This window comes from Streptomyces sp. NPDC020747 (assembly GCF_044334695.1).
Classification (GTDB): Bacteria; Actinomycetota; Actinomycetes; order Streptomycetales; family Streptomycetaceae; genus Streptomyces.
Map to the genome: position 1 here is coordinate 239,267 of NZ_JBIRTJ010000008.1, position 14,257 is coordinate 253,523.

General features: G+C 69.5%; 10 protein-coding genes. 4 read left to right on the plus strand and 6 right to left on the minus strand.

The window, feature by feature from the left end:
• Positions 1-691 precede the first annotated feature (691 nt).
• The 5 genes from ACH4YP_RS22485 to ACH4YP_RS22505 form a co-directional block, all read right to left on the minus strand.
• Positions 692-4,591 carry an AAA domain-containing protein gene (locus tag ACH4YP_RS22485; RefSeq protein WP_398492024.1) on the minus strand — a complete coding sequence of 1,300 codons (3,900 nt, stop codon included), beginning with the start codon at positions 4,589-4,591 and terminating at the stop codon, positions 692-694.
• A gap of 6 nt (positions 4,592-4,597) precedes the next feature.
• Positions 4,598-4,981 carry a hypothetical protein gene (locus ACH4YP_RS22490; RefSeq protein ID WP_361056716.1) on the minus strand — a complete coding sequence of 128 codons (384 nt, stop codon included), beginning with the start codon at positions 4,979-4,981 and terminating at the stop codon, positions 4,598-4,600.
• 695 nt (positions 4,982-5,676) lie between these two features.
• Complete coding sequence (locus ACH4YP_RS22495) at positions 5,677-6,063, minus strand: hypothetical protein (protein ID WP_398492026.1); 387 nt, start codon at positions 6,061-6,063, stop codon at positions 5,677-5,679.
• A gap of 332 nt (positions 6,064-6,395) precedes the next feature.
• A complete protein-coding gene (locus ACH4YP_RS22500; protein WP_398492028.1) occupies positions 6,396-9,065 on the minus strand; it encodes an ATP/GTP-binding protein in 2,670 nt (889 codons plus the stop codon).
• Between the two features lie 85 nt (positions 9,066-9,150).
• Entirely contained in the window at positions 9,151-9,975 is an 825-nt protein-coding gene (locus tag ACH4YP_RS22505) for a GntR family transcriptional regulator (protein WP_361056724.1), read from the minus strand.
• 117 nt (positions 9,976-10,092) lie between these two features.
• Here ACH4YP_RS22505 and ACH4YP_RS22510 point away from each other — a divergent pair, with 117 nt between their 5' ends.
• Complete coding sequence (locus ACH4YP_RS22510) at positions 10,093-10,356, plus strand: hypothetical protein (RefSeq protein ID WP_361056727.1); 264 nt, start codon at positions 10,093-10,095, stop codon at positions 10,354-10,356.
• A gap of 204 nt (positions 10,357-10,560) precedes the next feature.
• Positions 10,561-12,258: a zeta toxin family protein gene (locus ACH4YP_RS22515; protein WP_398492030.1), complete on the plus strand. Its 1,698-nt coding sequence runs from the start codon at positions 10,561-10,563 to the stop codon at positions 12,256-12,258.
• Between the two features lie 128 nt (positions 12,259-12,386).
• Here the strand turns inward: ACH4YP_RS22515 and ACH4YP_RS22520 are convergent, their stop codons facing one another.
• Positions 12,387-12,755 (minus strand): MerR family transcriptional regulator, encoded by a 369-nt coding sequence (locus ACH4YP_RS22520; RefSeq protein ID WP_361073216.1) that lies wholly within the window; start codon positions 12,753-12,755, stop codon positions 12,387-12,389.
• A 55-nt stretch (positions 12,756-12,810) separates the two neighbouring features.
• Here ACH4YP_RS22520 and ACH4YP_RS22525 point away from each other — a divergent pair, with 55 nt between their 5' ends.
• Together ACH4YP_RS22525 and ACH4YP_RS22530 are read left to right on the plus strand one after the other, a co-directional pair.
• Positions 12,811-13,959 carry a serine hydrolase domain-containing protein gene (locus ACH4YP_RS22525; RefSeq protein ID WP_398492032.1) on the plus strand — a complete coding sequence of 383 codons (1,149 nt, stop codon included), beginning with the start codon at positions 12,811-12,813 and terminating at the stop codon, positions 13,957-13,959.
• Positions 13,960-14,052: 93 nt separating this feature from the next.
• Positions 14,053-14,232 carry a hypothetical protein gene (locus ACH4YP_RS22530; RefSeq protein ID WP_361073222.1) on the plus strand — a complete coding sequence of 60 codons (180 nt, stop codon included), beginning with the start codon at positions 14,053-14,055 and terminating at the stop codon, positions 14,230-14,232.
• Positions 14,233-14,257 lie beyond the last annotated feature (25 nt).

Genomic DNA, 14,257 nt, shown 5'->3' on the forward strand with positions numbered 1-14,257 from the left:
CATACGACCCGCGCCACGCCGGCATCTCGTTCTCGCTGGTTTCCGGTGTCGACCGTGCAGCATGCGCACGCCGGGCAGGTCAGAGCAGAGCAGAGTATTCAAGTCCTTTTCCGTTACTACGCCAGGGTCCTGGCCGAAGCGCGCAACCACGCGAACCGGCTGATCGAGGTGTCCATGCAGCGGTGGGAGGAGCCCACAAGCGATGCGGAGGGCGCCCGAATTGGACCCTGGCCCGGAAATGCCCCGGAGCTGCTGGTCAGAGCTGGGATACTGGTGGGAGTTATCGGGAGTACGGGCGCTTTTCGACTCACCGCTCGACTGCGCGCCCCGAAGGGCGCCTGACAGCAGTCTTCCCAGAGCCCGCCACATCCGCTACTGGAACTCGGCTGCCCTGGGTGGACTCCTGCCCATTGCGATCTAGTTCTCGGGCGTTGTCGGGGAGATTACGCGAGAAATTCCGGCCGACCGGAACCCGCTGCCTCAATTCAAGTGCTACATCTGAAACCAGGCCAGATGGGTTCACCGTGAAGGGTGCGTGCACGGCCGGTTCGGGTGCAGAACCGACGCGTTGAAGTGGGTGGAGGAGTGTCCACCGCGCCCTGACGCCCGCCGCGTGTTCCATCACCGCCACTTGTCACCCTGGCGTGAACTGCACGTGTCCTTCCGGGGGATGTGCAAAAGGGTGAGCCGCTCAGTCGAACAGCGGTGCCAGCGCGGTCTCGCCCGCGAGTATCCGCCAGGCGGGCACTCGCACCGTCCGGCTCACGGGGCCGGGCTTGGCCCCGTGGCCCCCGGAGGGCAGTCCGGTGAGCAGGTCGCCTCGCGCGTGGGTGAGCCGAAGGTGCCGCGCGGGGTCTTCGCCGGGCCTCGGGCCGGGGTCGATCAGCACCGCCGTGTTCTCGCCAACGTCGGTGAACAGCAGGTCCACCGGGTGTCCGCCCACCAGAACGGCTCGTTCCAGATCGGTGACGCCTCGTCCGGCCAGGTAGTGCTGCAGGAGGTCGGCGAGGTCCACGCGGGCCTCGCTCGCCGGACCGGGCATGCCGGCCTCGGCCGCAGTGCCGCGCTCGCCCGCTCCCAGCGGTGCCGAGCGCGCGGCGAGGAGGGCAGGCAACCCGCTCTGGTCCTGCCAGAAGGCGTGGCTGCCCACGGTGATCAGCTGAGACTTGGCCCGGGTGACCGCCACGTTCCACAGGTTGACCTGGCTCGCGACCCAGTGCGTGGTCCGGGGCGGTGTGTTGTGCGCGGCCACCGGGCTGAGCACCATCACGTCCCGTTGTCCGCCCTGGAAGGTGTGGACGGTGCCGACCCGGACGCGGTCGTCGTCCCGCCACATCCGTGCCAGTGTCTCCTTCTGCGCCCGGAACGGCGTGACCACTCCCACCGTCGCGTCCGGTGGAAGCCCCGCGAGCAGTCCGTCGACCACGCGTCGGACGGCTACCGCCTCCTCCGAATTTCGCCAGGACTGCCCGTCGCCTCCGCGCGCCGATTCCCCGGACGGTACGTCGACCCAGCCGAGTACCGGCGCCGGGTCGGCCGCTCCCACCGGGTCGTGCGCCGGCACCTGCCGCCGCACGTCGGTCAGCACGCGCAACCGGCCCCCGTAGCAGTGTCCGTTGACGACGTCCGCGATGTGAGGGTGACAGCGGTAGTGCTCGTCGAGGAGCAGCGTACTGTCGCCGTGCTGTTCGGCCGCGTGGTACGAGGAGTGCACGTGGTAGGCGAGGCGGTGGTGCTCCAACTGTGCGGCGCTCAGCCCGTTCCGTACCCGTGCCTGACGCTCCTGCTGCGGTGACACGCCGGGGATGTGCCCGAGCTGCATGGGATCACCGATGATCAGTGCCCGACGGGCCCGGAACAGCAGCGGCAGCACCGACGGGATGGAGCACTGGCTGGCCTCGTCGATGACCACGAGATCGAACAGCTTCGGGACGAGTTCCAGTTGTCGCACCGAGTGGGTGCTGACCGCCCATCCTCTGATGTGCGTCATCAGATTCTTCTGGCTGCGCTGGTAGCCGGAGCGGCGGCGGAGCGCCTGGAGCCGCTGGTTCATGAGCCCGGTGGCCACGTTCAGGGCCTCGGCGGACAGCGCACGGGACAGTTCCGCCGACAGCCCGGACAGCGCCTCCGCCGTCGCGAGCCGGGACTGTTTGAGCCCTTCCTCGTCCCATTCCTCATGCCGGTGGACGAGTTCCCGTACCTCCCGCTCCACCGACACGATTCCGGCAAGAGACTCGAGCAGTTCGGGCGGCACGGGTCGTCCCGCCGCCCACTCCGGCCATGCCGGTCCGGCACCGTCGGGGCGTTCTGCCCCTGCCGCGACCAGAGCGGCGAGCGCCCGTCCGCGCCGCCATGCCCCCAGCTGCCACCAACGGGCCCCAACAGTCTTCCGCGCTCGCTCCGCCCACCGATCCAGCGATGCCACGCTGTCGACGCCCCCCGCCCAGACCCCTTCGAGCAGGGACAGGGGCAGCTCCAGGGCCGCGGCCCGCTCCTCCCGGTCGCGAAGCAGTGCCAGCAGTTTTCCTTCCTCGCCGACGCGATGTGCGGCCTGTGCCCGCAGCTGGTCGGCCGTTCCCCGGGTGTTGCGCAGTTCGCCGCCCACCGCGGCCGATCCGCGCCGTGCCGCCCCGGCCGGTTCGGCGAGCAGCCGTTCCAGTTTGGCCGCCTCCCGCTCCAGCGCCTCCGCGTTGCCCGTCCGCATCAGTAGCCCGGGCGCGATGTCGTCGCAGCGCTGGGCGACGACGTTCACGGCCTCGTTGTTCGTGGAGGCGACCAACACCGACTGCCCCGCGGCGACACAGGTGGTGACGATGGCCGTGACGACCTCGCTCTTTCCGGTGCCGGGCGGTCCGGTCGCCACCGTCAGCGGTTGGGTCATCGCCGACGAAACCACCAGTTCCTGACTCTCGTTGCACGGCCCCGGAGAGACCGGCGTCACCGGGCTCGCGGCGACGGGGGTCGGCGCCGGTACCTGCCGGGCCCCGCCGTTCAGCAGCGCGTCCAGGGCGGTGCCCGCGATCTGCGTGGTCCGCGTGGAGATCTGGAGCAGGTTGTCCACCAGCGCCTGGGTGGCCATGACCTCCGCGCCCGAAGGCACCAGCAGCACGGCCGCGTTGTGGGCCCCGGGCCGCAGCGCCTGCATCACCGTGCGGTCGCTCAGCGCGGCCGGGTCCAGCGGTTCGAGTTCCGGCAGCCCCAGCTCGTCCAGTAACTCCCTTATGGCGCGCAGCATCTGGGCGTCGTTGCCCTCCTGCCAGGCCGGCTGCCAGCGCGCGACCAGGTCCGCCGCGTCGCCCGCGTCCAGGAGTTCCGAGACGACGCCGCTGTGCAGGGACGGCACACCGCTGGGCCGGAGCACGTCCCGGCCCTCTTCGTCCGGTGCCAGCTCCATCTGCTGGATGAGCAACGGCGCCAGCTCCACCGTCGCGCGCCGCCCCCGGCCGCTGTCCCGCGCGGGCAGCGTGATCGCCGGATAGCCGTACCAGTACTCCTGTCGCGAACCTGCCTCGGTGTCCGAGCCGCTCCGCTCCTGCGGCCGGGGTAGCGCTCCGGGCGCGACAATGTGAGGTCCGCGTCCCGACTGGATGGTCTCCTCGCCCTGGGCCAGCAAAAAGTACTTCTTGTCCCGGCCGCTGTCCCGGTCCGGCCGCATTCCGGCCGCCGCCTGCGCTGTGAGGCAGTCCGCGTAGTACCGCAGCAGCCCCTGCCGGTCGACACCGTCCCGCTCGTCCGCCCCTGCCAGCTCTCGGGCCTTCAGCAGCGCGGGGGAGTGCCGGACGGCTCCGGAGGCATCGTGGGGGAGCGTGGGGAGCCGCACGGGCCGTGCCACCGACCGGGCGAAGGGAAGGCTCCGGGTGGCCCTGATCGTGGACTTGGTGGGCCGCTGCTCCTCCGGCACGCCGTCGCGAACCATCTGCGCGGTCAGGTAATCGAAGAGGTCGTCCGGGGTGATCCAGCCCCCCTCCTTGATCCGGCCGTTGCGCAACCCCTCGACGATCTCCCCGGTGAACCGGGAGGTGCCGAGGCCCGACCCGGGCGGAGCCATCGCGGAGGCTGCTTGGAGGGCGTCGGACGCGGTGATGAAGTAAACACCGGTCGGTCGCAGCAGGGTGCTCGGCGCGGGCCGGTCCGGTGCGCCCGACGGGCCCTTGGCTGTCCAGCCCTGGACGACCGACCCGCTGGAACAGCAGTCCAGCAGGACCAGCTTGGAGGAGGCCCGGCAGGACTGGAGCATCCGCTCCAAGAACTCCGCCGGTACAGCCGTGCCCGGCAGGTCGGCGGGGTCGGTGTCCCGGGTCAGGAAGTACAACTGGCCGTCCTGCTCGCAGTACTCGCCGTGTCCGCTGAAGTAGAGCAGCGCGGTCTCACTGGGCTGCCGTGCCTCCAGGAACGTCTCGACGGCATGCAGCATCTCCGCGCGCGTCGGTTCGGCGGCCAGCGCGCACTCGTTGTACATGCCGATCTCGGTGTTCTCGAGAACAGCCCGCATGTAGTGGATATCGGCGCGTACGGCCGGGAGGTCGGCGTACGTCTCGCTGTCGTACGTGGAGACGCCGACGAGTAGCGCGTGCCGGTCGTTGTCGGTCATCGCCGCTCAGCCCGCCGTCGTGCCGTCGTCGCTGTCGTCCGTGAGGAACCGCTCGACCAGCGTGTCGTCCTCGCGGGCCTCCTTGCCGGTGATGTACAGGGTCGCTCCGTCGGGCCGCTTGACCACGATCGTGCGCTGCGGTACCCGCGCCAGCCACGTCTGCACCAGCGCGACGACAAACGAACCGGCGCTCAGCAGCAACCCGACGGTCTCGGCGGACGGCCCGCCCTTGTCGCCGAACCCCGTCAGACTGCCGGGCTCGGGAAGGTCAAGCTTGACCGTGGGGTCCACCTCGCCGAGCGCGGCCAGCAGTTCGCGCGCGTCTTTACGGGCGCGCAGCGGATCGTCGTCGACGACGGAGATCAGGTATCCGGTGTGATTGTCGGGCATGACGGTCTCGTACTCCCCCTGGATTCATCGGCTCCTTGCCGGGCGAACGAGACTAGTGCCCGGCGCCGACACCGCAGGCCCACGAGGGTTCGCCGTCCGGGTCGTTGGCGTGAAACCGGTCGACGATGGCTGGAGCGTGCGCGTCCCGCGTCAAGCGCAGTTCCGCTCAACAGCCTTCTGCGGGGTGCCCACGCTCCGGCGACCACCCAGCGGGTCGCCAGCCCCGCCCCGCCACGGTCAGGACACCCCGACCGGACTCCGCGTTGCCCTGCGGCTCCCGGTTGGAGAGCGGCCCGCTGTCCGGCTACGGTTGAAGAGCCGGTAGCGGACGTGTAGTTGGAAGACATTGCTGGTACTTCTCAGAGAAGCGCACTCTCCTCCTGGCTCCTGGCTCCTGGCTACGGGTACTGACGGTCATGCCGTCGACGGCAAGGAATGCGTCGTCCGATTCCCAGAGATCCCCTCGCCTTCGTCCTTGCGCGCCGCCTGCGTGGTAGTGGCCGGCGCGAAGTCCCTTGCCGCGATTGCGGAGTGGGTCGCTGACGCACCACCCGCCGTCCTCACCGCTCCCGGCGGCCCTGTCGTGAACCGTCTGGACCCACGTTCCGGCCGCGGCCACCATGCGCCCTGGTCCTGCAGCGCGTCGATGGCGACGCCCTCGATACGGGCTGGGAGTGAGGGATGCCCGGTGGCATTCATGTGAATGCTTCAGCGTTCTCAGCAGCTTCCCAGAGCACCGCGGCCAGATTGCTGGCCTCGGATGCCGTGAGATGACGGCCATGGCGATGGTCGCCGACGCCGAGCCAGATTTTGGATTTGTCGTCGTCGACGTGCTGTGAGACACCAAGCCGGAAGAACGAACTGTCTTCATCCGACTTGTCCACGAGCGGCAGCGACGTCGGCACCTCCCACCCGGGACCGAAACAGATCCGATCGGCGACATCTGGGTCGGTGTCGTGGAAGCCCTCGCAGCAGCGAAGGTGGGGTTTGTCTACGGGCCACCAGGCCGGCGCCGGAACGGCGGGCCCAGTCTCCGCGTCGGGGACGTCGCCGTCCGATGCGTCCTGGGCGCGCTCGTCCACGATGCCGACGGCCGTCTGGAGCAGGTCGTAGGCCTTCCCGGTACGTGCGCGGTGTGGGTACCCGGGTTGCGCACTCGGTACGAGCGCCCTTTCGGCCGTGCTCGCCACAGTCGCCCTCGGCCTCCACATCAGCAGGGGGCGTAACGCCACTGGCCGCACATGATCTTCTGCACCGGGAAGCCGAGGGCAGAGTTCGACGGCCGATTGAGCGGCGTATGTGAACGGCATCAGTTCTCAGTCGATGAGCACCGCCGCCTGCTGTCGAAGGCTTTCGATCCCGGTGGAGTGGCTCGCAGTCAAGGAGGTGCACTCACCCCACAAGACACGGTCTGCTAAGTGCCTCGCCTTTCGGTGACGAGCGTGCGCCAGCGTTGGCGGATGGTCTCTTGGCTCTCCAACCACCGGACAGGCCGGGCGGCTGGTGTGATCGGTCGGTCGCCCATGAAGTGCGCGATGTCGGCGAGGTAGCCGTGGTCGCCGTCGTTGGTAAGCCGACGTAGTCGGTGGATGGCGGTGGTGAGGAGTTCCTCGTCGCCGCGGACGGCGTGGTGGAAGCAGACTGCGAGCTCAAGAAGGGAGAGGACGGAAGGCAGCCCGGCGGTGTCGATCTCGGTGCGCAGGACCTGGGCGCGTTCGTCGATGTCCGTGCTGCGGCCTGCGTCGCGGATGAGGCCGGCGATGTGAACGGTCAGGGTGGTGGCGTGGAGTGTGAGGTCGGTCAGGAGGTGGCGGGCGAGGACGATTTCGCTGTCTGCGGTCGTGGGATCTGCGAAGGCCAGTGCAAGTGCCCGGTGTGCCTGGGCGGTTGCGCGTTCTCCTGCGATGCCGTGTTGTTCGGCATCGTCGCGGGCATGTTCGTAGTTGTCGGCTGCTCGTGTGATGTCGCCTTGAGGCCAGTAGATGTCGCCGAGTACGCGGTTTTGCCGGCCGGCCCACCCCAAGGTCTCGGCAGCGGTCAAGGCGGTAGGGAAGTCGCCGGACAGGCGGGCGAGGTGCGCCAGGCCGCGGCGGGCGGCGGGGGCGAGGCGGCCTCCTCCGTCGGCGACCTGCTGCATCCCTGTTCGGGAGGCGGTTGAGCGGCCGAGGTCACGGTGGGCTTTGGCCAGGTAGTAGAGCGCCATCTGTCTCAGCTCCTCCGGCAGCAGACCGGCGTCGATGACGGTGGCGAGCCGGTTGGCCGTGCTGCGGCGGTGTTCGTGTTGTCGACGGCCGAGCGTGTTGAGTAGTTCGACCAGGGCGTCGGCCGGTGTCTGTAGATGTGCTTCGTCGCCGGTGTCCCGCAGCGCGGGGGTGACGGGTTCCCACACCGAGTCGCTGACGTACTGCCAGGCCGCCTCGGTCAGCCAGCGCAGGTCGAGGCGGAACTCGGCGGCGAGGCTGAGACCTTGGCGTAGGCAGGCGATCAGCAGACGGCGGCCGGGGCCGGTGTGCTCGGCCCACTGTTGGCCTACGGCGATGTGGGCGCGTTCGGCCGCGTTTCGCCAGTCTCGGGGTGACCAGCGGTCGTCGGTGGTGTCTTCGGCGGCGCGCAGGGTCGAGCGGATGAGGTCGTGCAGGTGGTAGGGCCAAAGGCCGGTGGGGGCGTGGCGGATGAAGGGCCGCTCGAGCAGGCGGAGGACCGGGGCGTCGCGGCTGATTCCGGCGCCGGCGGTGGCGAGGGGGATGTCGAAGGCGTCCAGGAGGCTGACCGAGCGCAGGACGTGGCGTTCGTCGGGGGTGAGGTCGGTGAGGGTGCGGGCGATCAGGGCGGGGAACTCGACGTCGAAGTCGGCCGGTTGCGGCGTGAGGCCGGTGCGGCGGATCTCGAGAAAGCGCATGGCGGCCAGGTCGAGGTACAGAGGTAGGCCGTGGGAGCGCTCGGCGATCACACGTCGCAGCGATGGGTCGATCAGAGGCTGGCCGTCGGTGGCGAGGCGGTGGGTGAGGTAGTCGTGGCGGTCCTCGTCGCTGAAGTCCCCGATCAGGACCTGACGGCGACTGCCCGGATCGGCTGCGGCGGCGCGGGGCGCCGGCAGAGCGCGGTCGGCCAGCCCGGGCCAGGCTGCCGGGCCGGTCCAGTCGAGTTGACCGTGCAGGGCCGGGTCGGCCCACTGCAGCCGGTCGCGTCCGGTGACGACGAAGAAGACGTTGGGCATGAGCCACACCACGTGCTGCAGCAGCCGTTCCATGTCCCGGTGGGTGCGGTCCCCGACGGCCTCGAAGGTGTCCAGCAGCACCACCGGAGCGATCTGTTTGCGGGCGGGTAAGCGGGCCAGCTCCCAGGCGAGCAGGTGCGGGTAGTACGAGAGCGCCTCCAGGTCGGTGTCGGCCTCCAGCAGGTCGGCCAGCCGCGCGCAGCCCGCCAACGCCCTCACTGAGCGACGGTGTTCGCGCAGCGCTCCCACCAGCGCCCCGGTGAGCTGTCCGACCGTGGAACCGAGCATCCCCGGCAGTGCCAAGCCTTGGGCGACCTCGCCGAGCGCCGCCTTCATCTGCTCCGGAAGCGCCGCGCCGAAGCGGGCCGCCAAGCCGTCACCGCGCAGGTACTCCTCCAACGGCTCGCCCGGATGCTGGTGGTCCCAGTAGCGACGCAGCGCGATGTCGAAAGCGGGCATGGGCCGACCGACCGCGGCCGCGACGGCAAGCCGGATCGTGACGACGACACGCTCGAAGTCGGTATTCGCCGAGCGCGCCAAGTCGAGCCGGACAGGGACGATCCGCGGCCCGCGCCAGGCCGGTTCGCCCCATTGCGCCGGCCTGCGTTCGGCATCCGTCAGCGCGGCCTCCAGCCTCCGGGACAGCGTCGACTTCCCGATGCCGCCGACTCCGTGGAAGACGAGCAGGTTCCGTCGCGGTGCCTCCAGGTCGGCGGCGTCGAAACCCGGAGCGCTGATGTGCTGCAGGTGTCCGTCCAGGGCGCTCACGAGCACCCGCCACTGGCCCTCCCGGTTCGTGAACGCCTCATCCGCCCCCAGTTGGTGGTCGTTGGAGCCGAACAGAGCCCTCAAGTCCCGACCCGCCACGCCAACCCCCTGATGGTCAACCGACCCCGAGCTGTGACCGCCGGTCCGTGTGGCCGGCATCCCTTCACCACGTGCCTCGCAGTGGTCACCGCCCGCGGGGGGTGTCACCCTGTCTCGCCCGTCGGGTCCCAGCAGCATGACCATCGGTTCCCTGCGGGCGAAGCGCGTCACCGACGGAATCGCAGGCCGGCACCGGGACGTCGTAGACCAGTTCCCAGCGTGTCTGTGGGAGAAGGAAGGTGGCGGTCTCGACCGGCTGGCCCGTGTCAGCCAGGTGGGTCCGATCCAGCCTGACGATCAGCGTGCGTCGGGTGATCCCGAGCCGCAGTGCCTCATGGTCGTTCGGGTGCCGGGCGTGCGTACGAACCTGGGCATGGCACACCCGGACGCCGACCGAGGCCAGCCGGCGAGCCACGCCAGTACCGGCCAGCGGTCCGTCCTCCGGCAGAAGAACGGGGGTGCGATGGGTGAGGGCCATCGGCTCCCACGATTCGCCGAGGGCCAGAGGGCGGGCGTTGCCCAGATACTCGTAGCGGGTCCGGACACACAGTGTGTCGACGTCGACCGACAGTCGCCGGGCGATCGGCTCTGGAGCCGGGACCTTGACGTCCGACCGGTACTCGATACCCGGGGTGAGCCCGGCCTGCCGGATCGCGTCCGGAATCGGCAGCAGCACCGGCAGCGCCATGCGCGCCTGCGGGGCACGGACGAAGACGCCGACGCTCTTGCGCCCCTCCAGCACGCCGGTGTCGATCAGCAGTTCCTGGCCCCGCTGGATCGCGGACGGACTGGTCTGGTACTCGCGAGCCAGCTGGGCCCGCGGCGGCAGTTGCTCACCCGGGGACCATTCTCCTTCCGCTAGCCGCCTGCGCAGGTCTTCGGCGATGCGCTGATAGTCCGCAGTGGGCAATGCCTACTCCCGGAGAGGAACTCGCTACTCCTTGCAACTCTTGACACGCTAATCGGTTAACGGCACGCTAATCGGTTAGCGATACGTGCAGTAATCGTCGCGATGTGAGGGGGAGGAGTGGATGCGGTCCTGGCAGGGCGCGCTGCGGCACTCGCCGCCCGGCTCGCGGACCTCACGGGTGGCGCATCCCGGATCCAGGAGATCAATCAGGGCGTGCTTGTCCTGTGCACCATCGACCCGATTGGTTCCCAGGACGCGTGGGTCGACGTGCAGGACGCACTCGCCGACGCCCACACCTGGAGCGTGCAAGGCCGTAGCCCTGGTCCCGAACCCCGGCTGCTGCGCGCCGAACTCCGCTCCGCGGATCCCGATACCGAATGACTACCGCACTTCCGCGATCGCACTCCGCGGTCCCCGACGCCCCAACCCCTGGCAAGTTGCGGAACTGAGTCCGCGTCGAGCAGCGGCGCCCACAGCCTGGGACGCCGATTGACGCGGCCACGTGGCGGTGAACGAGGGTTCGTCCCCGCCGTGCTCACCGAAGAGCGACACCGCAACCTGCTCATCACCACGATCTTGCCCGCCGTGACCAGGCGTGCCATCGCCCAGACTTCCCCGGTCGCGGTATTCGTGGCGGGTCAGCCCGGCGCCGGCAAATCCACCTTCGCGGAGCTGGTGCACCACGCGCTGGCCCAGCGCGGCGGCGCGGTGCGCATCGGCAGCGACGACTACAAACGGGTCCACCCCTGCTATCCCACCCTTCTGGCGATCGACGACCGCAGCGCCGGAGTGCGAACGCGCCCGGACACACGCCGCTGGCAGGCCGAGGTGGAGGACTACACCCGCCGCCACCGGCTGGACGCCGTCATCGAGACGGCTCTGGCCGACCCGGAGGAGGCCCGCACCACGGTCGGCGCCTACCGGCGTGCCGGCCACCGAGTCGAACTGGCCGTGCTCGCGGTTCCGGAGGCCCTCAGCAGCCTCGCCGTACTGCACCGCTACCTCCAACAGGTGCAGGCCACCGGGACCGGCCGCTACGTGTCAGCGCAGAACCACGACCGCTGCTCCCGAGAACTGCCCGAAGTCCTGCGCATCATCGAAGCCGAGCGACTGGCGAACCTCGTGACAGTAATCGGTGCCAACGGCACTCGATACCTGAACCGGCTGACGCCGAACGGAAGTTGGTCGCACCCGCCACGCGCCGCCCAAGCAGTGGGCGCCGAGCGGACCCGGCCGTGGACCGTCACCGAAGCCCAGCGCTTCCGCACCACCCTCGGGCACGTCGGGGAAATCGCGCACAACACCCCTGGACCGGCACGCCGGACGGCCGTTGCCGAGGACATCCGCCACAACCTCCGATGGGCCGTGTCACTGCTCCGCCATGGCTGCGCCGATCCGGCCGCTCCCCGAGGAGCCAGCTGTCCCCGGCTCCCACCCGCAGAACACCAACGCATCTTCACAGACCTGATCGTTCCGTTCCATCTCGGTGCCCCCGAGCCCCGACGCCACCCGGTGGCGGTCTACGTGGTGGGACAACCCGGGGCCGGGAAGACAGCAGCCTCCAGCCAGGTGAAACGCGCCATGCGTGCAGGTGCTGTCCGCGTGTCCAGCGAAGACTTCCGCGCATTCCACCCCGACTACGCCCAGTTGCTCGCCGAACATCCGCGTACGGCAGGAGCCTTGCTGCGAGCCGACTACCGGGCGTGGCAGAACTCGGCAGAGGAATGGCTCCGAAACCGGAGGGCCGATGTGGTGATAGAGGCGGCGCCGGCCACCAGCACAGACCTGCTGGCTGCAGCCTCCCGATTCCGGGCCGCAGGCTATCGGGTCGCGATGCTGCTCCTGGCCGTACGCGCGGCCGACAGCCGCCAGGGCACCGCGCACCGGTTCGCCCTCGGCCTGGAACACGGACTGCCGTCCCGCTTCACCACCTCCCATGGACACGATCGCTGCTACCGAGCGCTTGCCGCGCTCGCAGCGACCCTCGACCACCATCCGGCAGTGCACACAGTCACAGTGACCGACCGGGAAGTCCGCGCCTTGAGGAACCGACAAGGTGGTGCTGCGGCCGTGCTGGAAGGGGAGCGGCAGCGCCCGTACTCGAACGCCGAGGCAGACCGGTTCGCAGCAGTGCAGCGTCGACTGTGGGCATCGCTACCGCGACACCGCGCGGAACTCTCGGAAATCACCGCCTTGGCAGCGCCCCTGCTGCCACCGGGCTTCCCGCTTCGCGGGCTGACAAAAGGAGCTGCGGTACGCCGCCTGCCGCCGGCGCAAGGCTGAACTGGCTTCGAACGACTCTATCGGCCCTTCTGGAGCAGGCTTCAGCTTGACTCTGTCGGGGATCTTGGAGCAGTCGAGGTCAACTGCCCAGCGTTCGCCAGGACTTCGACCGGGGGTGCCGCGGTGGATCAGCCCGAGCGCTGTTGGAGTTCGGCGAGGTAGTCGGCGACCGCGTCACGGTTGCGGGCCAGGACGTCGATGCGCTCGGTGAGCCTGTCACGCTCGTGTTCGAGTGCCGCCACCGTCTCGGGTGTGACGCCTTCGAAGACGATCGGGTCGCGCGGTGATTCCAGGCAGGGCAGGATCGCGCGGATCACCTGCGTCGACAGGCCGGCGTTCAGCAGTTCGCGGATCTGCTGGACGCGGCCCAGCGTCGTCTCGCTGTAGTCACGGTAGTTGTTGGGTCCACGGGCCGAGGTGATCAGGCCCTTCGCCTCGTAGAACCGCACCTGCCGCGGAGACGCCCCCGCTCGTGCGGCCAGTTCGCCAATACGCACACCTCCAAGTTACCGCTTGACCTTGACACTGGGGTCAGGGTTCGAAGCTGTCGGCATGACCGAACTGAACGGAACCGTCAGCACATCGTTCGAGCCCGTCCGCGACGCCGTGGAGGACCAACTGCGCAGCGGCGCCGAAGTGGGCCTGTCGCTGGTCGTCGATGTCGACGGCCGGCAGGTGGTGGACCTGTGGGGCGGGCATCGCGATGCGGCACGCACACAGCCCTGGCAGCGCGACACGATCACCAATGTGTGGTCGATCACGAAGACCGTGACCAGCCTGGCCGCCCTGCTGCTCGTCGACGCCGGCGAACTGGACCTCTACGCGCCCGTCGCCCGCTACTGGCCCGAGTTCGCCGCGAACGGCAAGCAGCACGTGGAGGTACGGCACCTGCTGTCACACACCTCCGGTGTGTCCGGCCTGGATCACCCTGCGCGGCTTGAGGACCTGTACGACGTACGCGCGGCGGCCGCCCGGATGGCCTCCCAGACGCCCTGGTGGGAGCCCGGCTCGGCCTCCGGCTACCACGTCCTGAGCTACGGCCATCTGGTCGGCGAGCTGGTGTACCGCCTGACCGGCCTGCCGCTGCGCGACTTCGTGCACCAGCACCTCGTCCAGCCACTCGGCGCCGACTTCCAGATCGGGCTGCACGACGCCGACCTCGAACGGGTCGCCGACGTCATCGCGCCGGCGCCCGACTTCGATCCCTCGGCACTCGATCACGACTCCGTGGCGTACAGGACGTTCACCGGTCCCTCGTTCAGCGCGACCGCGGCCAACACCCCGGCCTGGCGTGCCGCCGACCTGGGCGCGGCCAACGGCCATGGCAACGCCCTGTCGGTGGCCGAGATCCTCGCCCCTCTCGCCCGTGCAGGCGCCTCCGCCCACGGCCGACTCCTCAAACCCGGCACCATCGGACTCATCTTCGACGAGCAGTCCAGCGGCGCGGACCTCGTCAACGGACTGCATCTGAGGTGGGGCATCGGATACGCACTGCCCGATCGGCGGACCCTGCCCTGGATCCCTGACGGCCGAATCGCGTTCTGGGGAGGCTGGGGCGGCTCGATGGCGATCATGGACCTCGACCGGCGCATGACCATCAGCTACGTCATGAACAACATGGGGGCCAGCATCCTCGGCTCACAGCGGGCCGCGGCCTACACCACAGCCATTTACCGAGCCCTCGGCGGCGACCCGTCCTGACCGGCCCACCGCCGTCGTCGCGGGCACGAACCACCGTGAGGAGGAGACAGCGTTGACACCGAGCCCGTGAGTAGGGTTTGGCTCCGGTATTCCGTGCGTGACCGGCAAGCGCCCCTCAGCAGACTGCGCCAGGACCGCATTCTCGACGAAGCCGAAGCCGTCGGGATTCCGGATCCACTCCACGTCGCCGCCATTTTCGGTCTCAACCCCGACACCGCTCAGCGCTACGCCGACGCCTTCTACGGCCGCACCGATTCCTCGGCTCGCGAATAACGCGCCGTTCGCGAGTTGGCTCGTA